The sequence below is a fragment of the Pseudoalteromonas sp. Angola-7 genome (assembly GCF_028599255.1).
GTDB classification, from domain to species: Bacteria; Pseudomonadota; Gammaproteobacteria; order Enterobacterales; family Alteromonadaceae; genus Pseudoalteromonas; species Pseudoalteromonas atlantica.
In genome coordinates this window covers 1-255 of sequence record NZ_JAQREL010000075.1, presented here as the reverse complement: position 1 = coordinate 255, position 255 = coordinate 1, and the positions used below count along the sequence as shown (strand labels likewise).

Below are 255 nucleotides of genomic sequence, written 5' to 3'. Positions count from 1 at the left end.
AGCACATCCTACTTTCTCGTCAGGTTGGCGTACCTTACATCGTTGTATTCATGAACAAATGTGACATGGTTGACGACGAAGAGCTACTTGAGCTAGTAGAAATGGAAGTTCGTGAACTTCTTTCTGAATACGACTTCCCAGGTGATGACTTACCACTAATTCAAGGTTCTGCTCTTAAAGCACTTGAAGGCGAAAAGCAGTGGGAAGACAAGATCGTTGAGCTTGCAGAAGCACTAGATTCTTACATTCCAGAGC

The 255-nt window shown here is 43.5% G+C and carries 1 protein-coding gene; it reads left to right on the top strand.

The features are described from left to right. A partial coding sequence (locus tag PSH50_RS21300) for a GTP-binding protein (protein ID WP_273604851.1) occupies positions 1 to 255 on the top strand: 255 nt, incomplete at both ends.